This is a genomic window from Actinomycetospora sp. ABD4_176 (assembly GCF_056311855.1).
Map to the genome: position 1 here is coordinate 4,773,522 of NZ_CM149974.1, position 22,571 is coordinate 4,796,092.

The 22,571-nt window shown below is 75.7% G+C and carries 23 protein-coding genes; 16 read left to right on the plus strand and 7 right to left on the minus strand.

What is annotated here, in order from left to right:
• Positions 1–65 precede the first annotated feature (65 nt).
• Together ACYX4T_RS23190 and ACYX4T_RS23195 are read left to right on the plus strand one after the other, a co-directional pair.
• A complete protein-coding gene (locus ACYX4T_RS23190) occupies positions 66–611 on the plus strand; it encodes a hypothetical protein (RefSeq protein ID WP_476011577.1) in 546 nt (181 codons plus the stop codon).
• Positions 608–1,363 carry a hypothetical protein gene (locus tag ACYX4T_RS23195; RefSeq protein ID WP_476011578.1) on the plus strand — a complete coding sequence of 252 codons (756 nt, stop codon included), beginning with the start codon at positions 608–610 and terminating at the stop codon, positions 1,361–1,363. The genes ACYX4T_RS23190 and ACYX4T_RS23195 overlap by 4 nt, the downstream gene beginning before the upstream one ends.
• Here the strand turns inward: ACYX4T_RS23195 and ACYX4T_RS23200 are convergent.
• Positions 1,335–2,207, minus strand: coding sequence for a dienelactone hydrolase family protein (locus ACYX4T_RS23200; protein ID WP_476011579.1), 873 nt, complete (start codon positions 2,205–2,207; stop codon positions 1,335–1,337). The genes ACYX4T_RS23195 and ACYX4T_RS23200 overlap by 29 nt on opposite strands.
• Positions 2,208–2,344: 137 nt before the next feature.
• On the opposite strand from ACYX4T_RS23200, the gene glmS reads away from it, so the two are divergent.
• The 9 genes from glmS (at position 2,345) to groL (ending at position 11,977) form a co-directional block, all read left to right on the plus strand.
• Positions 2,345–4,198: a glutamine--fructose-6-phosphate transaminase (isomerizing) gene (gene glmS, locus ACYX4T_RS23205; protein ID WP_476011580.1), complete on the plus strand. Its 1,854-nt coding sequence runs from the start codon at positions 2,345–2,347 to the stop codon at positions 4,196–4,198.
• 67 nt (positions 4,199–4,265) lie between these two features.
• Complete coding sequence (locus ACYX4T_RS23210) at positions 4,266–5,726, plus strand: NAD(P)H-hydrate dehydratase (RefSeq protein ID WP_476011581.1); 1,461 nt, start codon at positions 4,266–4,268, stop codon at positions 5,724–5,726.
• Positions 5,723–6,904 (plus strand): alanine racemase, encoded by a 1,182-nt coding sequence (alr, locus tag ACYX4T_RS23215; RefSeq protein WP_476011582.1) that lies wholly within the window; start codon positions 5,723–5,725, stop codon positions 6,902–6,904. The genes ACYX4T_RS23210 and alr overlap by 4 nt, the downstream gene beginning before the upstream one ends.
• Complete coding sequence (locus ACYX4T_RS23220; protein WP_476011583.1) at positions 6,901–8,094, plus strand: alpha/beta fold hydrolase; 1,194 nt, start codon at positions 6,901–6,903, stop codon at positions 8,092–8,094. The genes alr and ACYX4T_RS23220 overlap by 4 nt, the downstream gene beginning before the upstream one ends.
• The gene (tsaE, locus tag ACYX4T_RS23225; RefSeq protein WP_476011584.1) at positions 8,094–8,603 is read left to right on the plus strand and encodes a tRNA (adenosine(37)-N6)-threonylcarbamoyltransferase complex ATPase subunit type 1 TsaE; all 510 of its coding nucleotides are present in this window, start codon (positions 8,094–8,096) and stop codon (positions 8,601–8,603) included. The genes ACYX4T_RS23220 and tsaE overlap by 1 nt, the downstream gene beginning before the upstream one ends.
• 11 nt (positions 8,604–8,614) lie before the next feature.
• Entirely contained in the window at positions 8,615–9,313 is a 699-nt protein-coding gene (gene tsaB / locus ACYX4T_RS23230) for a tRNA (adenosine(37)-N6)-threonylcarbamoyltransferase complex dimerization subunit type 1 TsaB (RefSeq protein WP_476011585.1), read from the plus strand.
• Positions 9,314–9,331: 18 nt separating this feature from the next.
• A complete protein-coding gene (gene rimI / locus ACYX4T_RS23235) occupies positions 9,332–9,820 on the plus strand; it encodes a ribosomal protein S18-alanine N-acetyltransferase (protein ID WP_476011586.1) in 489 nt (162 codons plus the stop codon).
• A gap of 126 nt (positions 9,821–9,946) precedes the next feature.
• A complete protein-coding gene (gene groES / locus ACYX4T_RS23240) occupies positions 9,947–10,258 on the plus strand; it encodes a co-chaperone GroES (protein WP_274229859.1) in 312 nt (103 codons plus the stop codon).
• A gap of 87 nt (positions 10,259–10,345) precedes the next feature.
• Positions 10,346–11,977: a chaperonin GroEL gene (gene groL, locus ACYX4T_RS23245; protein WP_476011587.1), complete on the plus strand. Its 1,632-nt coding sequence runs from the start codon at positions 10,346–10,348 to the stop codon at positions 11,975–11,977.
• 89 nt (positions 11,978–12,066) lie between these two features.
• On the opposite strand, the gene ACYX4T_RS23250 is transcribed toward groL, so the two are convergent.
• Positions 12,067–12,357 carry a WhiB family transcriptional regulator gene (locus ACYX4T_RS23250; RefSeq protein ID WP_476011588.1) on the minus strand — a complete coding sequence of 97 codons (291 nt, stop codon included), beginning with the start codon at positions 12,355–12,357 and terminating at the stop codon, positions 12,067–12,069.
• Between the two features lie 645 nt (positions 12,358–13,002).
• On the opposite strand from ACYX4T_RS23250, the gene ACYX4T_RS23255 reads away from it, so the two are divergent.
• The 3 genes from ACYX4T_RS23255 (at position 13,003) to ACYX4T_RS23265 (ending at position 15,404) form a co-directional block, all read left to right on the plus strand.
• Positions 13,003–13,599 carry a response regulator transcription factor gene (locus ACYX4T_RS23255; RefSeq protein ID WP_274201133.1) on the plus strand — a complete coding sequence of 199 codons (597 nt, stop codon included), beginning with the start codon at positions 13,003–13,005 and terminating at the stop codon, positions 13,597–13,599.
• Positions 13,600–13,946: 347 nt separating this feature from the next.
• Positions 13,947–14,525: a sigma-70 family RNA polymerase sigma factor gene (locus tag ACYX4T_RS23260; RefSeq protein WP_274201134.1), complete on the plus strand. Its 579-nt coding sequence runs from the start codon at positions 13,947–13,949 to the stop codon at positions 14,523–14,525.
• Positions 14,526–15,404: an anti-sigma-D factor RsdA gene (locus ACYX4T_RS23265; RefSeq protein WP_476011589.1), complete on the plus strand. Its 879-nt coding sequence runs from the start codon at positions 14,526–14,528 to the stop codon at positions 15,402–15,404.
• Positions 15,405–15,489: 85 nt separating this feature from the next.
• Here the strand turns inward: ACYX4T_RS23265 and ACYX4T_RS23270 are convergent, their stop codons facing one another.
• The gene (locus tag ACYX4T_RS23270) at positions 15,490–15,876 is read right to left on the minus strand and encodes a DUF5319 domain-containing protein (protein WP_274201484.1); all 387 of its coding nucleotides are present in this window, start codon (positions 15,874–15,876) and stop codon (positions 15,490–15,492) included.
• An 87-nt stretch (positions 15,877–15,963) separates the two neighbouring features.
• Here ACYX4T_RS23270 and guaB point away from each other — a divergent pair, with 87 nt between their 5' ends.
• On the plus strand, positions 15,964–17,469 hold the full coding sequence (gene guaB, locus ACYX4T_RS23275) for an IMP dehydrogenase (protein WP_476011590.1): 1,506 nt from the start codon (positions 15,964–15,966) through the stop codon (positions 17,467–17,469).
• A gap of 15 nt (positions 17,470–17,484) precedes the next feature.
• Positions 17,485–18,618 (plus strand): GuaB3 family IMP dehydrogenase-related protein, encoded by a 1,134-nt coding sequence (locus ACYX4T_RS23280; protein WP_476011591.1) that lies wholly within the window; start codon positions 17,485–17,487, stop codon positions 18,616–18,618.
• A gap of 269 nt (positions 18,619–18,887) precedes the next feature.
• Here ACYX4T_RS23280 and ACYX4T_RS23285 read toward each other — a convergent pair whose 3' ends face one another.
• The 4 genes from ACYX4T_RS23285 to ACYX4T_RS23300 form a co-directional block, all read right to left on the minus strand.
• Positions 18,888–19,190 carry an HPr family phosphocarrier protein gene (locus ACYX4T_RS23285; protein ID WP_476011592.1) on the minus strand — a complete coding sequence of 101 codons (303 nt, stop codon included), beginning with the start codon at positions 19,188–19,190 and terminating at the stop codon, positions 18,888–18,890.
• Between the two features lie 65 nt (positions 19,191–19,255).
• Positions 19,256–20,422, minus strand: coding sequence for an RtcB family protein (locus tag ACYX4T_RS23290; RefSeq protein WP_476011593.1), 1,167 nt, complete (start codon positions 20,420–20,422; stop codon positions 19,256–19,258).
• Positions 20,423–20,501: 79 nt separating this feature from the next.
• Positions 20,502–21,293: an IclR family transcriptional regulator gene (locus ACYX4T_RS23295; protein WP_476011594.1), complete on the minus strand. Its 792-nt coding sequence runs from the start codon at positions 21,291–21,293 to the stop codon at positions 20,502–20,504.
• A gap of 38 nt (positions 21,294–21,331) precedes the next feature.
• Positions 21,332–22,570: an MFS transporter gene (locus tag ACYX4T_RS23300; protein WP_476011595.1), complete on the minus strand. Its 1,239-nt coding sequence runs from the start codon at positions 22,568–22,570 to the stop codon at positions 21,332–21,334.
• Position 22,571 lies beyond the last annotated feature (1 nt).

Genomic DNA, 22,571 nt, shown 5'->3' on the forward strand with positions numbered 1-22,571 from the left:
CGGGCGCGCGGGACGCGGACGTCGGCACACCCCGCGGCAGCGCGGGCCGGACGCGGAGGACGCGGATGGACTCGGTCCCGCCCGTTCACGGCCCGGTCCGCGGTCTCGACGACGTGCTCGCCGAGCTGGGCGGCGGCCCCGACGACGGGACCGACACCCCCGGGACCGGCGACGCCACTTCCGACGCCACTGCCGACGCCACTGCCGACGCCGCTGCCGACGACCTGGCCGACGCCAGAGCCGACACCACGGCCGCCACGACGGCGGACGGTCTCGCCGACGACCTGGCCGACACCACCGGCGCCGACGACGGCCCGCCTCCCGACCTGCCCGAGGTCGTCGAGGCGGTCAGCGGGCGCGCCCGCGACCTCCACCGTCTCGCCGACCGGCTGGGCGGCGACGACGCGACCACGGGCGGGCTCTCCGCGGTGGCGCTGCTCCGCGCCCACGCCGGCGCGGTGGGCGACCTCGCCGAGCACCTCCTCGCCGCGGGAGGCGAGCACGCGGACGGCACGGCCACCACCACGGCGGCGGACGCCGACGGTCCCGAGGACGCCGCCCCGGGCCCGCATCCCGCGGCGGCGCGCGGCGTGCCGCGCAGCGTCGGGTGAACCGGCCGGACCGCCCGCTCCGGCTCGCCCCCGCCGCCGGCCCGGTCGACCTCGCGGGGCCGGACCGTCCTGCCCTCCTGGCCGCCGTGGACGCCGCGGTCGGCGTGCTCGCCACCCACCTCGCGCGCTGGTCGGCCCTGCCCCCGCGCTGGCGCGGTGTGCCCGCCGGCCCGGACACCGACCCCGCCACGATCCGGCGCGCCGGCGCCGAGGCCCGCGAGCTGCCCGACCCGGTGGCGCTCGCGGCGCAGGCCGACGCCCTGCGCGAGGCCGTGACCCTGGTCCGCCGCCAGCACGTCGACACCGCCGAGGACCTCGGGCCGCTGTGGGACACGTGGGCGGGCCCGTCGGCGGACGCCGTCCAGCGCCGGGTCTCGGCGCTGGCGCGCTCGGCGCACGGCCTGGTCACCGAGCTCGGCGACACCGCCGACGTGTTCGAGGTCGCCGCGGCGCGCGTGGCGGCCGGGGTGCGCGACCTCGCGGCGGGCGCGGCCGCGGTCCGTCCCGCCGACCCGGTGGGCGGCCTGCTGCCCGCGCAGGTCGACGCGCTGCTCGCGCGGGTGCGCACCGATCCGTCGGTCGAGGCCCCGCTGCGCGCGTGGGCCGCGGACCTCGAGGAACGCGCGGGCGCGTTCCTCGCCGCCGCGGCGCGCAGCCGCGCCGTGGGCCGCGAGGCCGGGGCCCGGGTCCGCGAGCGCCTCGCCGCGGGCGGAGGCGATCCGCTCAGGCCGAGCGGAGCTCCGTCCCCTTGACCGCGCCGTCGAACGCGGCCGCGTAGCGGTCGTCGCCGCCGAGGCGGTGGAGCAGGAAGCCGGTCAGCAGCGCGCGGGTCAGGGTGCGCGTCGCGGCCTCGCCCTTGCCGTCGAGCAGGACGTCGCTCCAGTGCCGGCCCTCGAGCAGCCCCAGGTGGGTCGCCTTCTTCAGCGTGCGCAGCGACGACTCGCCGGCCCAGGCGTCGTCGAGGAGCTCGGCGCCGGCGGCGGGGGGCGAGACGAGGTCGCGGCCGTAGGCGAGGTGCATGCCGGGCAGGTGCACGGCGCGGGCGGCCTCGACGGCCGAGGGGCGGGTGTCCGTGACGGCGATCGTGGCCACCGCCTGGATCGCGACGCCGTGCCCGACCTCCCAGTAGGGCTCGCCGACGGCCTGCACCCGGGTGTCGGCGGCGGGCACCGCGGCGGCGAGCACCGCCGAGCCCGCGCCCATCCCGTGGCCGGCGAGGCCGAGCTTGTGGGGGTCGACGCTGACGGCGGCGCCGCGGGCGGAGCCGCCGAGGCGCACGCCGGCGCACACGCCGAGCGCGGTGCGCAGGTCGTGGGCGAGCCCGCGGTGGGAGCCGACGGGGCCGCGCTGGGTGTCGGGCGCCGCGGCGACGATGCCCCAGGACGCGAGGTGGCGCAGCAGGCCGAGGTAGCGCGCGGCGGGCTGCAACCAGTCGTGGCCGAACGCCACGGCCGGCAGCCCCGTTCCGGTGGCGGGCGTGAACACCACGCCCGGCAGCCCGACGAGCGCCAGCTCCCCGCGCAGCACCGGGTAGGGGCCGGGGCGGGAGAGCTCGGCGACCAGCGCCTTGGGCGCGAGGGCCTTGCCTCCGATCACGCCGCCTCCGATCACGCTCGCCATGGCCCGGGAACCTAGCGGAGCGGGCCGGTGACGGCCCGTCGTGACCCGCCCGGCGCGACCCCCGGCCCCACGGGCGGGGAGGGCCGGCGAACGCCGTCGTTACCCTGAGGCCCGTGTGCGGGATCGTGGGATACGTCGGCCGGCGCGGTGCCCAGGAGGTCCTCGTCAACGGACTGCGGCGTCTGGAGTACCGCGGGTACGACTCCGCGGGCGTCGCCGTGGTCGACGGCACGGGCGGGCTCGAGGTGCACCGAGCGGCCGGTCCGCTCGACAACCTCGTCGCGGTCCTCCCCGAGGACGGTGCGGCGGGTACCACCGGGATGGGGCACACGCGCTGGGCCACGCACGGCCCGCCGACCGACCGCAACGCCCACCCGCACCGTGACGTGACCGGCAAGGTGGCCGTCGTCCACAACGGCATCATCGAGAACTTCGCCGCGCTGCGCGCCGAGCTCGAGGCCGAGGGCGTCGAGCTCGCGAGCGACACCGACTCGGAGGTCGCCGCGCACCTCGTCGCGCGGGCGTTCGACACCGATCCGGACGCCGGGCTGACCGCCGCCGTGCGCGCGGTGGTGGCGCGGCTCGAGGGCGCGTTCACGCTGGTCTTCACCCACGCCGACCGCCCCGACGAGATCGTCGCGGCGCGCCGGTCGTCGCCACTGGTGGTCGGCGTGGGCCAGGGCGAGATGTTCGTGGCGTCGGACGTCGCGGCGTTCATCGACCACACGCGCGACGCGGTCGAGCTCGGCCAGGACCAGATCGTCACCCTCACCGCCGACGGCGCGGTCGTCACCGACTTCCACGGCGAGACCGCCCGCACCCGTCCCTTCCACGTCGACTGGGACATCGCCGCCGCGGAGAAGGGCGGCCACGACTTCTTCATGCTCAAGGAGATCGAGGAGCAGCCGGCGTCGCTCGCGGACACGCTGCGCGGGCACCTCGTCGACGGCCGCGTGGTGCTCGACGAGCAGCGCCTGTCCGACCAGGAGCTGCGCGACATCGACAAGGTGTTCGTCGTCGCCTGCGGGACCGCCTACCACGCGGGGCTCCTCGCGAAGTACGCGATCGAGCACTGGTGCCGCATCCCGGTCGAGGTGGAGGTCGCGAGCGAGTTCCGCTACCGCGACCCCGTGCTCGACCGCTCCACGCTCGTCGTCGCGATCTCCCAGTCCGGCGAGACCGCGGACACCCTCGAGGCCGTGCGCCACGCCCGCGAGCAGAAGGCCCGGGTGCTGGCGATCTGCAACACCAACGGCGCCCAGATCCCGCGCGAGTCCGATGCGGTGCTCTACACCCACGCCGGCCCCGAGGTCGGGGTCGCGGCGACGAAGACGTTCACCGCGCAGGTGATCGCCTGCTACCTGGTGGGCCTGGCGCTGGCGCAGACGTTCGGCACGAAGTACGCCGACGAGGTCGCCCGCGAGTACGCGGAGCTGGAGTCGAGCGCCGACGCCGTGGCCCGGGTGCTGGAGGCCGTCGTCGAGCCCACCCGGGCGCTGGCCCGCGACCTCGCGCCGTCGAAGGCGGTGCTGTTCCTGGGCCGCCACGTCGGGTTCCCGGTGGCCCTCGAGGGCGCGCTCAAGCTCAAGGAGCTCGCCTACATGCACGCCGAGGGCTTCGCGGCGGGCGAGCTCAAGCACGGGCCGATCGCGCTGATCGAGCAGGACCTGCCGGTGGTGGTCGTCATGCCCTCGCCCAAGGGCCGCGCGATCCTGCACCAGAAGCTGCTCTCGAACATCCGCGAGATCCAGGCCCGCGGCGCCCGGACGATCGTGGTGGCCGAGGAGGGCGACGAGACCGTGCGCCCGTTCGCGGAGCACCTCATCGAGGTGCCGGCCGTGCCGACGCTGCTCCAGCCGCTGGTCGCGAGCGTCCCGCTGCAGGTCTTCGCCGCCGAGGTCGCCCGCGCTCGCGGCTACGACGTCGACAAGCCCCGCAACCTCGCGAAGTCGGTCACGGTGGAGTAGCGGGGTATGTGAGCACTTTCCGGGGCTATAGGCCCGGAAAGTGCTCACATGGCGACGAAGGAGCCACATGTACGGCGTCTGGACGCCCGAGCAGGTGCGCGCGGCCGAGGAGCCCGTGCTGGCGCGCACGCCGGAGGGCGCGCTCATGCGCCGGGCGGCCCGGGGCGTCGCGCAGGTGGCCCTCGAGGAGCTCGAGCGCCGCACCGGCGGGGTCGTCGGGCGCCGGGTCGTCGTCCTCGCCGGCGCGGGCAACAACGGCGGCGACGGGCTCTGGGCCGGCTACGAGCTCCGACGCCGCGGGGTCGCGGTCACCGCGGTCCTGCTCAGCCCGGACAAGGCGCACCCCGCGGGCCTCGCGGCCCTGCGACGGCAGAAGGGCCGTGTCATCACCGCCGTCGAGCACGGGGTCGCGGCCGTCGACCGCGCCGACCTCGTCCTCGACGCCGTCGTCGGCACCGGCGCGCGGGGCGGGCTCCGACCGGAGGCGGCGACGCTCGCGGACGCGGCCGCCACCGCCGGCGTGCCCGTCCTCGCCGTCGACACCCCCAGCGGCGTCGACCCCCTCACCGGCGTCGCCGCCGACGAGGCCGTGCGGGCGGCCTGCACCGTCACCTTCGGCGCGCGCAAGCCCGTCCACGTCCTCGCCGCGCCCCGCTGCGGCCCGGTGACGCTGGTCGACATCGGCCTGGGCCCCGAGCTGCCGCCCGCGCCGGTCACCGTGCTCGAGGACGCCGACGTCGCCGCGCGCTGGCCGGTGCCCGGGCCCCTCGACGACAAGTACACCCAGGGCGTCGTCGGCGTCGCCGCCGGCTCGCGGACCTACCCCGGCGCCGCGGTGCTCGCCTCCGGCGCCGCCGCCCTGGCCACCAGCGGCATGGTCCGCTACGCCGGGAGCGCCGCCGACGAGGTCCGCGCCGCCTGGCCGGAGATCGTCGCCACCGACACCGTCGGCGGGGCCGGGCGCGTGCAGGCATGGGTCGTCGGCCCGGGTCTCGGCACCGACGACGCCGGCGCGCAGACCCTCGCCGACGTCCTCGACGCGGGCCTGCCGGTGCTCGCCGACGCCGACGCGGTGACGCTGCTCGGGCAGCACGCGGAGCTGCGGGAGCGCGCGCGGGACACCCCGGTGCTCGTCACCCCCCACGCGGGCGAGTTCGGCCGCATCGCGGAGCTCACCGACGACCGCGTCGACTCCGCCCGGCGGGCGGCCGCCGACCTCGGCCTCACCGTCCTGCTCAAGGGCAACGCCACGGTCGTCGCCGCCCCCGACGGCCGCGTGCTCGTCCACCCCGCCGGCAGCGCGTGGCTCGCCACCGCCGGGTCCGGCGACGTCCTGTCCGGCGTCGCCGGCGCGCTGCTCGCCGCCGGCCTCGACCCGTGGTGGGCGGGCGGCTGCGCGGCGTTCGTCCACGCGCGCGCGGCGGAGATCGGCGCCGGCGCGCAGGAGGGGCCCGGCTCGCCCGTGCCCGCCTCGCACGTCCAGCGGGCCCTGCCGGCCGCGATCCGTCAGGTCCGGGAGGTCCGGTGAGCACCAGCACGACCACGAGCACGCGGACGTCCCCCCGCGTCGAGGCCCGCATCGACCACGACGCCGTGGCGCACAACGTCCGGCTCCTCGCGAGTCTCGCGCGGGGCTCGGGTGCCGCGACGATGGTCGTGGTCAAGGCCGACGGCTACGGCCACGGCGCCCCCGAGGTCGCCCGCACCGCCCTGGCCGGCGGCGCCACCTGGCTCGGCGTCTGCACCCTCGACGAGGCTGCCGAGCTGCGCGCGGCCGGCATCCGCGCCCCGGTGCTGTCGTGGCTGCACCTGCCCGACGAGGACTTCGCCCCCGCCGTCGCCGACGGCGTCGACCTCGGGGTCTCGTCACGCGCGGAGCTCGCGGGCGTCGTCGCCGGCGCGGGCCGGGCCGGGCGGCCCGCCCGCATCCACCTCAAGATCGACACGGGGTTGAGCCGCAACGGCTGCCCGCCCGCTGCCTGGGGCGACCTGCTCGCCGCCACCGAGGCGGCGCGGGCCTCCGGCGACGTCGAGGTGGCCGCGGTGTGGTCGCACCTGGCGCACGCCGACGCCCCCGACCACTCGACGATCGACGTCCAGGCGCGGCGCTTCGACGAGGCCTGGCGCGCGGCGGGCGAGCGGCTCGGCGGCCCGCGGCCGTGGCGGCACCTCGCGAACTCCGCCGCCACCCTGACCCGTCCCGACCTGCACCTCGACCTCGTCCGGCCCGGGATCGCCGTGTACGGGCTGGACCCGCTCGAGGCCCCGGACCATCACGGTCTGCGCCCGGCCATGACGTTCCGCACCCGGGTGGCACTGGTCAAACGGGTCGCGGCCGGGGAGGGTGTGTCCTACGGCCACGAGTGGATCGCCCCCGACGACCGGGTGCTGGCACTGGTGCCGACGGGGTACGCGGACGGCGTGCCGCGACGGCTCGGAGGGACGATGACGGTGCAGCTCGCCGGTCGGCGCCGACCGGTCGTGGGCCGCGTGTGCATGGACCAGGTCGTGGTCGACCTCGGCCCGGCCGACGGCGAGCCGCCCGGCGTGGCGCCCGGCGACGAGGTCGTGCTCTTCGGGCCCGGTGACGCCGGCGAGCCGACGGCGCTCGAGTGGGCGCGGTGGCTCGACACGATCCACTACGAGGTCGTCACCGGCGTCGGCTGCCGTCCGCGGGTGACCCGCACGCACGGGACGGCCCCGTGAGCGACGAGGACCGCCCCCACCACCTCTCGCCCGGTGCCGTCGCCGGCGCCGTGGCGGGCACCGTGCTCGGCGGCGCGGCCGCGGCCGGTGCCGTCGGGGCCGGCCGGGCACGCTCGCGCATCCTGCGCCAGCGCGAGCGGCTCTCCGAGGAGGAGAGGGCCCACCCGTCGCAGCTCGGCCTGCTCCCGCCCGGGCGGGAGTCGTCGGTGGCCGCGGACGACGGCGTGCGGCTGTCGGTCGAGGAGGTCGACCCGGTCACGCCGGGCGCGAAGGCCGAGCTGACCGTCGTGCTCGTCCACGGCTTCGCCCTCGACCGCAAGTGCTGGCACTTCCAGCGCCGCATGCTCTCCGAGCTCACCGAGCCGGCGGTGCGCACCGTGCTGTACGACCAGCGCCGCCACGGGCGCTCGGGGCAGGCGAGCGCGCGGTCGTGCACCATCGCCCAGCTCGGCGCCGATCTCGACGCGGTGCTGCGCGCCGTCGTCCCCGAGGGGCCGGTCGTGCTCGTCGGGCACTCCATGGGCGGCATGACGATCATGGCGCTGGCCGAGCGCAACCCGAAGCTCTTCCGCGAGCGGATCGTCGGCGTCTCCCTGCTGTGCACCTCGGCCGGTGACGTCATGGCCGGCGGGCTGAAGCAGGCCGTGCTCTCGCACCGCAACCCGACGGTCAACGTCCTGGGCCGCATCGCGCACGCGCAGCCGGCGTTCGCCGACCGCGTGCGCCGCGCGGCCGGCAACGTCATCTGGGCGTTCGTGCAGGCGCTGTCGTTCGGCGACCGCGCCACCGACCCGGCGCTGGTCGACCTCGTCGACCGGACGATCGCCGCGACCCCGCTGGACGCGCTGACCTCGTTCGCCACCACCCTGTCCACGCACGACCGCCGCGCCGCGCTGGCGGGGCTGTCGCAGTGCGAGGTGCTGGTCGCGGGCGGCACGCGGGACCGGATGATCCCCTACGAGCACTCCGAGCTCATCGCCGCGGAGATGCCGCACGCCGAGCTCCTGCCCCTCGAGGGCGCCGGGCACATGGCGATGCTCGAGCAGCCCGGCGAGTTCGACGCGGCGCTGCTCGAGCTGCTGCGCCGTTGCACCCACCGCAGCCAGGTCCTGCGCCGGCTGCGGCCCGGCCGGGGCGCGACCACCGACCGGCCCCGCCGCGGGCTGCGCCGGCCGCGGCGGCGGGCGTGATGGCGGCCGACGTGGCCGTCGAGCGGCGCATCCAGCTGCCCACCGCCGCCGACACCGCCGAGCTCGGGCGGATGGTCGGCGCGCGGCTCGGGCCCGGCGACCTGGTGGTGCTCGCCGGCCCGCTCGGTGCCGGCAAGACCTGCCTCGCGGCCGGCATCGGCGAGGGCCTCGGGGTCGAGGGGCCGATCACCTCGCCGACCTTCGTCATCGCCCGCGAGCACCCGCCCCTGCCCGACCCCCTCGGCGGGCGCGGGGTCGTGCTCGTGCACGTCGACGCCTACCGGCTCGGCGTCGGCACCGGCGAACCGGACCCGCGCGAGGTCGCCGCCCAGCTCGACGACCTCGACCTGGACACCGACCTGACCCGCGCCGCGGTGGTCGTCGAGTGGGGCGAGGGCGTGGCCGAGCACCTCGCGAGCGAGCACCTGCTCGTCCGGCTGGACCGGTCCGGCGCCGACGAGACCCGCGAGGCGCACCTGCAGGGACCGGCGCGGCTGGTCGCTCCGTAGGGTCTGCTGCCGTGCTCGTCCTGGCCCTCGACACCGCCACCGCCCGCATCACCGCCGGCGTGGTCGAGCTCGACGCCACGGGGGCGCCGCGGACCCTCGCCGCCCGCGACGCCGAGGGCGCCCGCGCCCACGCCGAGCTGCTGGCGCCCGCCGTCGCCGACGCCCTCGCCGCGGCGGGGCGCACGCGCGCCGACCTCGACGCGGTCGTCGCCGGCGTCGGGCCCGGGCCGTTCACCGGCCTGCGGGTCGGGCTGGTCACCGCGGCGGCGATGGGTGACGGGCTGGGCATCCCCGTGCACGGCGTGCCGACCCACGACGCGCTGGCCGCGGGCACGAGCGGGCGCGACGGTGGTGACGGGTCCGCTCCGCTCCGCGTCCTGGTCGTCACCGACGCCCGCCGCCGCGAGGTCTACTGGAGCCTGCTGGTCGACGGCGTGCGCACCCACGGCCCCGAGGTCGTCGCGCCCGCCGAGCTCGCCGCGCGCCTCGGCCCCGACGGCGACCTGCGCCCGGTCGACCGGGTCCTCGGCGACGCCGCCGCCCAGGTGGGCGCCGAGACCTCCTCGCCCGGCCCCACCCCGGAGGGCCTCGTGACCGTCGCCGCGCCGGCGCTGCGCGCGGGCACCGACCCGGGCCCGCTGGTGCCGCTCTACCTGCGCCGCCCCGACGCCGTCCCGCCCGGCGCCCCGAAGGCCGTGACCCGCGGGTGACCCGTGGATGACACGCCCGTGAGCGCCGTCGTCGTCGACGCGCTGACCCCCGACGACGCCGACCGCTGCGCCGAGCTCGAGGCGATCCTCTTCCCCGGCGACGACCCCTGGAGCGCCCGGGCGTTCCGCACCGAGCTGCGCGCGGGCCACCACTACCTCGCGGCGCGGGACGCCGGCGAGCTGGTCGGTTACGGCGGTGTCGCCCTCATGCCCGCGCGCCTCGGCCAGCAGGCGGAGGCGGAGATCCACACGATCGGGGTCGACCCCGCCCACCAGGGCCGGGGGATCGGGCGCGCCTTGCTCGCGGGCCTGCTCGCCGCCGCCGACGCGATCGGCGCGACCACGTTCCTCGAGGTCCGCGTCGACAACGAGGCCGCTCTCGGCCTCTACCGCAGCACCGGCTTCGCCGTCCTCGGCACGCGGCGGCGCTACTACGCCTCGGGCGCGGACGCCTTCACCATGCGGCGTGGACCGGCCGGCGACCCGCCCGCGCACGACCCTCGTTGATGCCTTGGCACTCTCGGCGCTAGAGTGCCAATCAGCACGGCGTCGGAGCCGTTCCGGCACCCGCGACGGCGGGACGGCCAGCCGGCGCCGTGATGGCAGAGGAACGCCATCCCGACCCCAGGACAGGTGGAGGTCACCGCTGTGGCCAGCGTGAACATCAAGCCGCTCGAGGACAAGCTCGTGGTGCAGGCCAGCGAGGCCGAGACCACGACCGCGTCCGGCATCGTCATCCCCGACACCGCCAAGGAGAAGCCCCAGGAGGGCAAGGTCCTGGCCGTCGGCCCGGGCCGCGTCGACGACAACGGGAACCGCATCCCGCTCGACGTCGCCGTCGGCGACGTCGTCATCTTCTCGAAGTACGGCGGAACCGAGGTCAAGTACAACGGCGAGGACTACCTGATCCTCTCCTCGCGTGACGTGCTGGCGGTCGTCAACTAGGACCCCCGCGCGCACACGTCGATCGCCGCCCCGGTGGCCCCACGGGGCACCGGGGCGGCGTCGTTCCGCGGGACAGGAAGGGATTCAGTGCCCAAGCAGATCACGTTCGACGAGACGGCCCGCCGCGCGCTCGAGCGCGGCGTCGACCAGCTCGCCGGGGCGGTGACGGTGACCCTCGGACCCCGGGGTCGCCACGTCGTCCTGGAGAAGAAGTTCGGTGGTCCGACGATCACCAACGACGGCGTCACCATCGCCCGCGAGATCGAGCTCGACGACCCGTTCGAGAACCTCGGCGCGCAGCTGGCCAAGAACGTCGCCACCAAGACCAACGACGTCGCGGGCGACGGGACCACGACGGCGACGGTGCTCGCCCAGGCGCTCGTGCACGAGGGCCTGCGCAACCTCGCCGCCGGGGCGAACCCCTCGGCGCTCGGTGCCGGCATGCTCGCCGCCACCGAGAAGGTCACCGAGGTCCTGCGCTCCCGGGCCACCCCGGTGAACGGGCGCCAGGGCATCGCCGCCGTCGGCGCGGTCGCGAGCCGCGACCAGGCGATCGGCGACCTCATCGGCGAGGCCATGGAGTCCGTCGGCGAGGACGGCGTCATCACCGTCGAGGAGGCCTCGACGCTGGCGACCGAGCTGGAGATCACCGAGGGCCTCCAGTTCGACAAGGGCTACATCTCGCCCTACTTCGTCACCGACAACGACTCGATGGAGGCGGTGCTCGAGGACGTCCAGGTCCTGCTGCACCGCGAGAAGATCAGCGCCATCTCGGACCTCCTGCCGCTGCTGGAGAAGGTCGTCGAGGGCGGCAAGCCGCTGCTGATCATCGCCGAGGACGTCGAGGCCGAGGCGCTCTCGACCCTCGTCGTCAACTCCATCCGCAAGACCGTGCGCGTCGCCGCGGTCAAGGCGCCGTTCTTCGGCGACCGTCGCAAGGCGTTCCTCGACGACCTCGCGGCCGCCCTGGGCGCGACCGTCGTCAACCCCGAGGTCGGCATCAAGCTGTCCGAGGTCGGCCCCGAGGTGCTCGGCACCGCGCGCCGCGCGGTCGTCACCAAGGACACGACCACCCTCGTCGAGGGCGGCGGACGCCGCGAGACCGTCGACGCCCGCGTCGCCCTGATCCGTCGCGAGATCGACGAGACCGACTCCGACTGGGACCGCGAGAAGCTCCAGGAGCGGCTGGCGAAGCTCGCCGGCGGCGTCGCGGTCATCAAGGTCGGCGCGGCCACCGAGACCGAGATGAAGGAGCGCAAGCACCGCATCGAGGACGCCATCGCGGCCACCCGCGCCGCGGTGGAGGAGGGCATCGTGCCCGGCGGCGGCAGCGCGCTGCTGCACGCCGCGGCCGAGCTCGAGGGCGGACTCGGCCGTACCGGCGACGAGGCCACCGGTGTGGCGCTCGTGCGCCGGGCGCTCTCGGCGCCGCTCAAGGCGATCGCCCGCAACGCGGGCCTCGAGGGCTCGGTCGTCGCGGCCAAGGTCGCGGACGGGGGCTGGGAGACCGGCTACGACGCCGCGGGCGAGACCTACGGCGACCTCATGGCCGCCGGGATCATCGACCCGGTGAAGGTCACCCGCTCCGCCCTGGAGAACGCCACCTCCATCGCCCGCATGGTGCTCACCACGGAGAGCGCCGTCGTGGACAAGCCCGAGGAAGAGGAGCCGGCGGCCGCCGCCGGTGGCCACGGGCACGGCCACGGCCACGGCCACTAGCCGTCGCGGGGACACCCGGGCACGGACGACGACGGGCCCCCACCGCCGCGAGGCGGTGGGGGCCCGTCGTGTCTGCGGTGCCCGAGGGCTCAGTTCAGGCGGCGGGGGCGGCCGGTGACGGCCGCGACGCGCTCGGACTCCGACATGCCGCCCCAGATGCCGTAGGGCTCGCCCGCCGCGATCGCGTGGCGGCGGCAGGGCTCGAGGACCGGGCAGCTGCGGCACACGGCCTTGGCACGGCGCTCGCGGTGGGCGCGGGCGGGCCCGCGCTCGCCGTCGGGGTGGAAGAAGAACGCGCTGTCCATGCCTCGGCAGGCCCCCAGGCGCTGCCAGTCCCAGATGTCGGCGTTGGGTCCGGGAAGCCGGCGGACGTCGGCCATGGGCCACCTCCACGTCGGGGACCCGCGGGTCCTGCTGGTTCCGACTGAGTCCAACTGGGCGGCACGGCCGTCGCGGTGCCGGGGCTCCACACCGTGCCGTGCCCGGCGATCACCCTGCGTACGCACGTCGGCGCGCGCCGCGACCACCGTGATGGACCCTATGGCGGTTGTGCACGACCCGTCCAGGGCATGCGACGTGCGCCATTCCACGACCCACGCGTCGGTGAGCGGTCGCCTACATGTCGAGGTGCTTGCCGAACCGGCTCCGATCCGTGATCATTCCCCGCACGCGGAGTACACGACGGTGTCGCCCGACGGTCGTATCCGGTGGATCTCCGGTCGTCACCGTAGGGTCGCCCGCACGTTGAACAGGGGGAGGGTCGCCACACCGGCCGGTCGACGTCCGGACCGGCGCCGATCGGTCGTGGAGGCCCTCGGCCCCATCGAGGCGTGGACCGTCCTGCGCCCGTCGAACGAGGAGAGCGCATGGACCGGCAGGCCGATCGGGGACCCGACCGCGCACGCGGACCGGCCGGACGGCGGACCGAATTCGCTCCGAACGGCGGGTCAAGCTCGGTGGCCGCTACGCCGATGGGGGAGAGTGCTCGCTCATCGGCTGCAGGGTCGCTGCAGAAAGGAGCTCCCGTGACCACGGTGCTGATCTGCGACGACCGTCGCAGCGTCCGTGAAGGCCTCACCAGGGTGATGTCCGCGGTCCCGGGTGTCCACCGCATCGACTGCGTCGCCCACGGCGACGAACTGCTCACCCGCTTCTCCCGGCAGACGGTCGACGTGGTGCTGGTCGGTACCCAGCGGGCGGTGCCCACCGGCGTGGAGGCCACCCGCCGGCTCGTGGCCGCCCACCCGCAGGCCAACGTCATCGTCTTCGGCGCGCCCGACGACTCCGGCAGCATCGCCGCGGCCATCGCCGGCGGCGCACGGGGCTACCTGCGTTGGGACGCATCCCGGCCCGAGCTCGTCGCCGCCCTCGCCCACACCCTCGCCAGCACGTCGGTCCCCGCTCCCCGCACCCCGGCCGACACCGGCGTCCAGCTCACCGAGCGCGAGCTCCAGGTCCTGCGCGGCATGGCCCAGGGCAAGAGCAACGGCCAGATCGGGCGCGAGCTCTACCTGTCCGAGGACACAGTCAAGACCCACGCGCGGCGCCTGTTCCGCAAGCTCGGCGTGCGCGACCGCGCGCAGGCCGTGGCGCACGGCTTCCGACGGGGCCTGGTCTCCTGACCGCCTCCCGGAACGACGGTCGCTCGGGAGGTCCGGGAGGCGTGACACGCGGGGTGCACGCCGACGACGTCCCGACGCCGGTGATCGGTGTCCCGCGGGCGGTCCACCGCGCCGCGGACCGGTGGCGTTCCCCGGATCGGGGGAACGCCGCGCCTCCGGGCCCACCACCCCCGTCCTGGCCCGCGCCGGGTCCGCCGACGGCCCGCTACGCTGACCGGACCATGTCGGCGCCCGGCCCGCTCACCTCGGCCGGACCGCCGGACCGTCCGGCGGGGGCTCCCGCGTCGACGGCAGTGCCGTTGCGCCCGGAGTCACCGCCCCGCGTAACACCGGGGCCACGTGCAGCGATGACTGACGCAGGGAACGATCTCGAGGGACTGGTGGCCGCCGCCAACGACGGCGACCGCTCGGCCCTCAACCGCGTTCTCGCGATCATCCGGCCGCTGGTCGTGCGGTACTGCCGTGCGCGCATCGGCCGGCAGGAACGGTCGGCGGTCTCCGCCGACGACGTGGCCCAGGAGGTGTGTCTCGCCGTGCTCACCGCGCTGCCGGGATACCGCGACCAGGGCCGCCCGTTCCTCGCCTTCGTCTACGGCATCGCGGCCCACAAGGTCGTCGACGCCCACCGGTCGGTCGCGCGCAGCCGCTCCGAGCCCGTGGAGGAGCTCCCCGAGGAGCTCGATCCCCGGGACGGCCCCGAGCAGCGGGCACTGAACGGAGCGTTGTCCGTCCAGATGGGTCAACTCCTCGACACACTGCCGCCCAAACAGAGGGAAATCCTCGTGCTGCGTGTCGTCGTTGGATTGTCGGCGGAGGAAACCGCGGAAGCGGTCGAGTCCACCCCCGGGGCGGTGCGGGTGGCCCAGCACCGGGCGTTGTCGAAACTGCGGACCGCCGTGTCCGCGATCTCGGAAGAGGTGAGTTGAGTGGGCGGCCACCGGGCGTCGGGCGGGTCCGAGGGTGACCTCGTCGACGGCCCCGTCGACCTCGCGGCGGTCCGGGCCGACGACGCCCTGATCGACGCGCTCGCCGGCGGCGCCGGCGGAGCGGGTGACACCGGGGCGTACGGCTTCGGCGGCGCCGATGACGACCGTCTCGCGGCGATCCTGGCCGCGTGGCGGGCCGACATCGAGGCCGACCCGATGCCGGAGCTCGTGACGCTGGACGAGGCGGCCGAGGCCGTCGCGGCCGGCCAGGAGAGCCGCGACCGGCTGCGCTCGCGCGGACGGCGGCGCATGCCGTTCGCGATCGCGGCGGTCGCCGCGGCCGTGGCCTGCGCGGGCCTGACGGTCGCGGTCCACGGCGCCATGCCCGGCGACACGCTGTGGGGCGTCTCCAAGGTCTTCTTCTCCGAGCGCGCGCAGAGCGTCGAGCGCGTCGAGGAGGTCCGCACGCGGATCGAGGCCGCCAACGGTGCCCTCGCCCGTGGCGACACCCAGTCGGCCCGCAACGAGCTCGCCCAGGTCGACATCGTCATCCCGCAGGTCGCGCCCGAGCAGCGCGCCCCGCTGGTGGTCGAGCGCGACCGGGTGCAGAGCTCGCTGTCGGCCGACCCGTCGCCGTCGGTCCGTGAGCCCTCGTCGAGTTCGACGGAGCCCTCGCCGGAGGCCCCGGCGGCGGGCGCGGGTCAGACGCCGGAGGATGCGGCCACCCCGAGCCCGGAGGAGCCCGCGGGGCCCCAGCCGGAGGACCCGTCCTCGCCGGCGGCGGAGGACCCGGCGACGCCGGACACCCGCAACTCCGAGGAGCCTCCCGCCTCACCCGCCCCTACGAGTTCGGGCGCCACGTCCTCGACGCCGAACTGACGCCCACCGACCCGTCACGCCGAACGGCCCGGCCCCCGCGAGGGGACCGGGCCGTTCGTGTGTGTCGAGGGGGCTGCTCGGCCAGCTACTCGGCCAGGGTGGCGTCCGCGAAGCCACGGCAGTACTCCCAGGTGACGTAGGACGCCGGGTCCGGGTCGAACGGGGGCTCGTGGGGGCGCATGTGCCCCTCGTCGAGCAGCTGCTGCAGGCTCGCCCGCAGCAGGTCCCAGTCGTGGTAGTGCTGCTCGGAGCAGTCCTCGCAGTCGACGACCACGCCGCGGATGCCGCGCGGGGCGAGCAGCGCCTCGAACACCGCGAGGTCGCCGAGGTCGGCGACCACCTCGTCGCGTTCGGCGTCGTCGAGGGGCGCGTCGTCCAGGGCGTCGGCGTCCTGCCCCCCGAGCGCGCGTGCGGGGTCCGCCGGATCTCCCGCGAACGGGTCGGGCGGCAGCGCTTCGTAGGCCACGACCAGCAATTTACCCGTCCCGCCGAGCGCGTCACCCAGCGGCGGTGTGCGCGCCCGGGGGACCCCGTCGGGGTGCGGACTACCATCGGGGGCATGGTGCTGACGGACCCCGGTCTGCCCGAGAAGTTCGCGTTGCTCGGACTCACCTTCGACGACGTCATGCTCCTGCCGGGCGAGTCGGACGTCGTCCCCTCCGAGGCGGACACGTCGGCGCGGCTGACGCGCCGGGTCACCCTGCGGGTGCCGCTGGTCAGCTCCGCCATGGACACCGTCACCGAGTCGCGGATGGCCATCGCCATGGCGCGCCAGGGCGGGATGGGCGTGCTGCACCGCAACCTCCCGGCCGAGGAGCAGGCGGCGCAGGTCGAGGTGGTGAAGCGGTCGGAGGCCGGCATGGTCACCGACCCGGTCACGTGCTCGCCCGACGACACGCTCGCCGACGTCGACGCCCTGTGCGCGAAGTTCCGCATCTCCGGGCTGCCGGTCGTCGACGAGGTGGGGCGCCTCGTGGGCATCATCACCAACCGTGACATGCGCTTCGAGGTCGACCACTCGCGCCGTGTCCGCGACGTCATGACGGCCGAGGACCTCGTCACCGCGCAGGTCGGCGTCACCGCGGAGGCCGCGCTGGGGCTGCTGCGCCGCCGCAAGATCGAGAAGCTGCCCCTGGTGGACGGGGCCGGCATCCTGCGCGGCCTCATCACGGTCAAGGACTTCGTCAAGACCGAGCAGTACCCGATGGCGACGAAGGACCCGGACGGCCGCCTGCTCTGCGGTGCCGCGGTGGGCGTCGGCGACGACGCGTGGTCGCGCGCCATGGCCCTGGTCGACGCCGGGGTCGACGTGCTCGTCGTCGACACCGCCCACGGCCACTCCCGCGCGGTCACCGCGATGGTGGCGAAGCTCAAGCAGGAGCTCGGCGAGCGCGTCGAGGTCGTCGGCGGCAACGTCGCCACGCGGGCGGGCGCCCAGGCGCTGGTCGACGCGGGCGCGGACGCGGTGAAGGTCGGCGTCGGACCGGGCTCGATCTGCACCACGCGCGTCATCGCGGGCGTCGGCGTCCCGCAGATCACGGCGATCCACGAGGCGGCGGCCGCGGCGGCGCCGGCGGGCGTGCCGGTGATCGGCGACGGCGGGCTGCAGTCGTCGGGCGACATCGCCAAGGCGCTCGCCACGGGCGCGAACACGGTCATGCTCGGCTCGCTGCTCGCGGGCACGGCCGAGACGCCGGGCGACCTCGTCCTGCTCGACGGCAAGCAGTTCAAGACCTACCGCGGCATGGGCTCGCTGGGCGCGATGCGCAGCCGCGGGCAGCAGGGCTCGTACTCGAAGGACCGCTACTTCCAGGACGACGTCCTCTCCGACGACAAGCTGGTGCCCGAGGGCGTCGAGGGCCGCGTACCCTTCCGGGGGCCCCTCGCCCAGGTGGCCCACCAGCTCGTCGGCGGTCTGCGGGCGGCGATGGGCTACACGGGCGCGCGGACCACCGCGGAGCTGCAGCGCGCGCACCTCGTCCGGATCACGGCTGCGGGGCTCGCCGAGTCGCACCCGCACCACGTGACGATGACCGCCGAGGCGCCGAACTACGGCGCGCGCTAGTCAGGAGAGCCCGCCGTGCGCGAGCAGGTCGAGATCGGGCGGGGCCGCAGCGCCCAGCGCAGCTACGTCTTCGACGACCTCGACATCGTCCCGTCCCGGCGGACCCGGTCGTCGTCGGCGGTGTCGACGGCCTGGCAGCTCGACGCCTACCGCTTCGAGCTGCCGCTGCTGACCCACCCCACCGACGCCGTGGTCAGCCCCGCCACCGCGGCGCGGGTCGGCGAGCTCGGCGGGCTCGGGGTGCTCAACGCCGAGGGCCTGTGGGCGCGGCACGCCGAGGCCGAGAAGGCGCTGGCCGAGGTCGTGGCGCGCGCCGCGGTCGACCCGGCGGAGGCCGTCGCCGAGCTGCAGCGACTGCACGCCGCGCCGGTCCAGACCTCGCTCGTCACCGAGGCGCTCGACCGCGTGCGCGCGGCCGGCGCCACCGTCGCCGCCCGCGTGAGCCCGCAGCACGCCCGCGAGCTGACGCCGACCCTGCTCGCCGCCGGCGTCGAGGTGCTGGTGGTGCAGGGGACGATCATCTCGGCGGAGCACGTCGGCGGCGACGAGGCCGTCGAGGGCCCGCTGGACCTCGAGGACTTCATCGAGTCGCTCGACATCCCCGTCGTCGCGGGCGGGGTGGGCGACTACCGCACGGCGATGCACCTCATGCGCACCGGCGCGGCCGGCGTCATCGTCGGCTACGGGCAGTCGGCGGCGACGTCCACCGACGACGTGCTGGGCATCGGGGTTCCGATGGCCACCGCGCTCGTGGACGCCGCGGCCGCGCGCCGCGACCACCTCGACGAGACCGGCGGGCGCTACGTCCACGTCATCGCCGACGGCGCCATGAGCACGTCGGGCGACATCGCCAAGGCCATCGCCTGCGGCGCCGACGCGGTGATGCTCGGCGAGCAGCTCGCCGCGGCCGAGGAGGCGCCGGGCGGCGGCTGGTACTGGACGCCGGCGGCGGCCCACCCCTCGCTGCCCCGCAGCGGCATCAGCCGGGTGCCGACGGTCGCGCCCGACCTCGCGACCGTGCTCACCGGCCCCGCCCGCTCCGGTGCCGGGACGATGAACCTCTTCGGGGCGCTGCGGCGGGCGATGGCCAAGACGGGCTACTCGGACCTCAAGGAGTTCCAGCGGGTGGGGCTCTCGGTGCGGCGGTGAGAGGCCGCTGAGGGGTCGCTGACCGGCTGCGACCGTCCGGTCTCCCTCGGAAGTGGTCCTGGACACACGCGCTGACCTGCACTGTCGTCTCGGACCATGAGGACACGCCGGGGACCTGCCCCCGGAGCTCGTCGAACGCCCCCGCTGCTTCGCGGCGACCGCGCCGCGGGATGCCGACGGCGCGGCGGCGCTCGCGGGGCTGCGCCGTCGGGCGCTACCTCAAGGACATCTGGGGCGAGACCGCAGTGGTGCAGCCGTCGCCCGACCGGTCAGGCCTCCTGCCCGGCGGCCGGCTCGTCGTCGGGCTCGAGGTCGCGGGCCAGCTCGCCGGCGAGGACGTCGATGCTGGTCCGCGCGCCGGCCTCGTGCTCGTCGGCGGTCAGCGTGATCTCCTGGCCGGCGGCGACGCCGAGCTCGACCACCCCGAGCACGCTGCGCGCGTCGGCCTCGCGCCCGTCGTCGGCGACGAGGCGGACCCGGGCCGGCTGCGCGCGGGCGGTCGTGCAGAACCGACCGGCGGCCTCCTCATCGAGCCCGCGGGGCGTGGCGACGACGACCTGGCGACGGATCACGAGGGCCTCCCGGAGAGTCACGGCGTGCTGGGGGAGCGTTCCCGTCCCGGGTCACGGGAACGCCGTCAGGTGCCCTTGACGTTCACCACCTGCCGCAGGGTGTGCCGGACCTCGACGAGGTCGGCCGCGTCGGCCATCACCACGTCGACGTCCTTGTACGCCGCCGGGATCTCGTCCAGGAACGCCTCGGTGTCCCGGAACTCGATGCCCGCCATGGCCTCCCGCAGCTGCTCGTGGGTGAAGGTCTTGCGGGCCTTCGTCCGCGAGTACGCCCGGCCCGCCCCGTGGGGCGAGCTGTGCAGCGACTGCGGCTCGCCCTTGCCGGTGACCACGTACGACGCCGTGCCCATCGACCCCGGGATGAGGCCGGCCCGGCCCTCCGCGGCGTCGATGGCGCCCTTGCGCGAGACCCAGACCTCCTCGCCCGCGTGGGTCTCCTGCGTCGTGTAGTTGTGGTGGCAGGAGATCCGCTCCTCCTCCACCACCTCGGCGCCGACGAACTCCGCGGTCTGCCGGACCACCCGGTCCATCATCTCCTCGCGGTTCTGCAGCGCGTAGTGCTGCGCCCACCGCAGCTCGCGGATGTAGGCCCAGAACTCGTCGGTGTCCTCGGTGAGGTACGCGAGGTCCTGGTCGGGCAGGTCGACGCCGGCGCACGCCGCGCGGGCCACGGCGGTGTGCCGCTGCGCGATCTTGTTGCCGACGCCCCGGGAGCCGGAGTGCAGGAACAGCCACACCCGGGCGGCCTCGTCGACGGTGACCTCGATGAAGTGGTTGCCGCTGCCCAGCGTGCCGAGCTGCAGCTCCCAGCCCTTCTTGTCGCCCGCCGGGTCGAACCCGGCCTCCTCGGCGAGCTTCGTGAGCTCCTCGATCCGTGGCTCGGCGGTGGCCACGACCTTGCGGTTGTGGTGCCCGGCGCCCAGCGGGATCGCCCGCTCGATCGCCTCCCGCAGCGGTGCGAGCGACCCCTTGGCCCGCAGCTCCGACACGTCGAACCGCGTCCGCACCGCGGCCATCCCGCAGCCGATGTCGACGCCGACGGCCGCCGGCATGATCGCCCGCAGCGTCGGGATCACCGACCCCACCGTGGCACCCCGGCCCAGGTGGGCGTCGGGCATGAGCGCGACGTGCGGGTGGATGAAGGGCATGGCCGCCGTGCGCTCGGCCTGGGCCACCGTGCCGTCGTCGAGGATCGACGCCCAGTTGAGCAGACGCTCGTTGATCTTCTTCACGGTCCGTTCCCCCCTCCCCGGCTCGGGTGCCGGCGGTCGAGGGGACGGTAACCACGGGGACCGGTCGGACACCTCCGGTTTACGCGACCCCGAGCTCGGTGGACATCGCCGCCGTCGCCTCGAGCAGCGCCGCCGTGACGTCCTCGAGGACCTCCGGCGACGCCGCGCGTTCCGGCAGGGCCAGGGCCACGACGAGCGGCAGCGAGTCGCCGGTGGTGAGCACGGGCGCCGCCACCGACGCGATGCCGGGGATGACGCCGCCCGACGTCAGCGCACAGCCCCGCCGGCACACCTCCTCGGTGATCCGGTCGATCTCCGCGGGCGCCGGTTCCGCGCCCTGCGCCCGCAGGACGGGCTCGGTCAGGGTCCGGGGGAGGTGCGCGAGGTACACGCGCCCGACCGACGACGTCAGCAGCGGCATCGTCGCGCCGACCCGCACGGTGATGGGGAGCGCGTAGGCGCCGTAGTCCCAGCGGACGATGACGGGGCCGTGGTCGCCCCAGACCGCGAGGTTGACCGCGTGCCCGGTCCGGTCGCGCAGCCCGGGGATGTACTGCGAGACCAGGCCGACCTCGTCCATGCGCCGCAGCGACTCCGCGCCGAGCCGGCGGAGCGCCGGCCCCATGTCGTAGAGCCCCGAGCTGCGCGACTGCGCCACCATCCCGGCCCGGCCGAGGCTCACCAGGTAGCGGTGGGCCTTGCTCGCGCCCATGCCGCTGGCGTGGGCGATCTGCGTGAGGCTCATCGGGCCACCGCCGCGCTCGAGGGCGTCGAGCACGGTCATCGCGATCTCGACCGACTGGATGCCCTGGCGTGCGGAGCCCGACGAGCCGGGTGGGTCGGTGTCGTCGTCCGTGCCGGCGGGGGCCACGCCGTCGACCCTAGCGACGGCGGCGCGGCCCCCGCCGGTCACGCGCTGACCCGGGGGGTGTCCGGGTCGGCGGCGCGGGACCGGATCGCGGGCACGGCCGCGGCCAGCAGCGCGCCGAGGACGCCGGGGACGGCGAACAGGTAGAAGTTCCACTCGACGCCCAGCCCGGAGGACAGGATCGCCGCACCCATCAGCGGCCCGGCGATCGCGCCGAGGCGACCGATCGACAGCGCCCAGCCGATGGCGCGTCCGCGCAGCTCCGGCGGGTGGTGCCCGACGATGAAGGCGTTGGTCAGCACCTGGGATCCGATGAGCCCGAGGCCGCTGACGAACATCAGCAGGAACAGCAGGCCCAGCGCCGGGCGGGCGCTCATGACCACCAGGCTCGCGGCGCCCGCGAGGAACGCGACGGCGACGACGGGCTTGATGCCGACGCGGTCGGCGATCTTTCCGCCCAGGACCATGCCCACGCCGGCGCCGACCCACATGGCCGCTGTCTGCAGCAGCGACGAGCCGAGCGAGTAGCCCGCGGTCTGCATGATCGTCGGGAGCCAGGTGCTGATGCCGAACACGAGCAGCAGGCCGCAGAACGACATCGCCCAGAACAGCAGCGTCGCCCCCCGCACGCCGCGCGCGAGCAGCGGGCGCAGGCCCAGCAGCTCGCCGCGGGACGAGCCGCCGCCGGACTCCTCGTGCACCGGGCTCTCGGGCAGCATCCGGATCGCCAGCGGCAGCAGCACGACGGCCGGTGCCGCGCCGATCACGTAGATCCAACGCCAGCTCCCGCCGGTCAGCAGCGCGGCGCCGAGCAGCGGAGCGAGCAGGGCACCGACGGCGTAGCCGGACATCATGATCCCGACGTTGCGGGCCCGGCGCCCCGGCGCGGAGAGGTCGGCGACGTAGGCGGTCACCGTCGGGAGCACGATCCCCAGCCCGACGCCGACCCCGAAACGGGCGGCGCCGAGCAGCGCGAAGGTCGGCGCGATCGCGCACACGAGCATGCCCACCGAGAACAGGGCCGCGCCGCCGATGAGCAGCCGCCGGCTGCCGGCGCGCCGGATCGTCGCGGCACAGGTCGCGGCGCCGACCAGCATCCCGATGGCCACGAGCGAGCCCACGGTGCCGGCGGAGGCCTTGTCGGCGCCGATGCCCGGGTCCTGCAGCAGGGACGGGACGGTGACGCCGTAGCAGGCGAGATCGTAGCCCTCGAGGGCGGCGAAGCCCGCGGACAGGGTCAGGACGACGCGCTCGGTGGCGCGAGTGGGTGGGGCGGTCATG

What these genes read in the sequence shown, in the direction of transcription:
- ACYX4T_RS23190 (WP_476011577.1), top strand. Translation starts at nt 66, where the DNA reads ATGGACTCGGTCCCGCCCGTTCACGGCCCGGTCCGCGGTCTCGACGAC.
- ACYX4T_RS23210 (WP_476011581.1), top strand. Translation starts at nt 4,266, where the DNA reads ATGTACGGCGTCTGGACGCCCGAGCAGGTGCGCGCGGCCGAGGAGCCC.
- tsaE (WP_476011584.1), top strand. Translation starts at nt 8,094, where the DNA reads ATGGCGGCCGACGTGGCCGTCGAGCGGCGCATCCAGCTGCCCACCGCC.
- ACYX4T_RS23250 (WP_476011588.1), bottom strand. Translation starts at nt 12,357, where the DNA reads ATGGCCGACGTCCGCCGGCTTCCCGGACCCAACGCCGACATCTGGGAC.
- ACYX4T_RS23260 (WP_274201134.1), top strand. Translation starts at nt 13,947, where the DNA reads ATGACTGACGCAGGGAACGATCTCGAGGGACTGGTGGCCGCCGCCAAC.
- guaB (WP_476011590.1), top strand. Translation starts at nt 15,964, where the DNA reads ATGGTGCTGACGGACCCCGGTCTGCCCGAGAAGTTCGCGTTGCTCGGA.
- ACYX4T_RS23300 (WP_476011595.1), bottom strand. Translation starts at nt 22,570, where the DNA reads ATGACCGCCCCACCCACTCGCGCCACCGAGCGCGTCGTCCTGACCCTG.